Origin of the sequence: Anaerotignum sp. (assembly GCF_031981185.1) — a bacterium.
Lineage (GTDB): Bacteria > Bacillota > Clostridia > Lachnospirales > Anaerotignaceae > Chakrabartyella.
This window is the reverse complement of the sequence record NZ_DALYUL010000031.1, coordinates 1-231: the sequence shown is the minus strand read 5'-3', so window position 1 is coordinate 231 and position 231 is coordinate 1. Positions and strand designations below refer to the sequence as shown.

Sequence of the window (231 nt, the reverse complement as noted above, 5' to 3'; positions counted from 1 at the left end):
GTACCTAACTATTTAAAGGGTCTGCTATTTGGTGTCTTGGTGGAGTCCTTCTCTAGCGAGCAGAATGCAAGAATGACTGCCATGGAGGCTGCAACGAAAAGCGCTAAGGACATGATGAGAAATCTGGAGTTGCAGTATAATAGGGCTAGACAGGCAGCAATAACCCAAGAGATAACAGAAATCGTCGGTGGGGCGAAAAGTTTGAAAAAATAAAGGAAAGGGGATTGGATG

1 protein-coding gene is annotated in these 231 nt (G+C 44.6%); it reads left to right on the top strand.

Annotated features, from left to right (window positions below):
• On the top strand, nt 1-213 hold a 213-nt coding region (locus RTK36_RS14300), incomplete at its 5' end, for a F0F1 ATP synthase subunit gamma (protein ID WP_312047917.1).
• Nucleotides 214-231 lie beyond the last annotated feature (18 nt).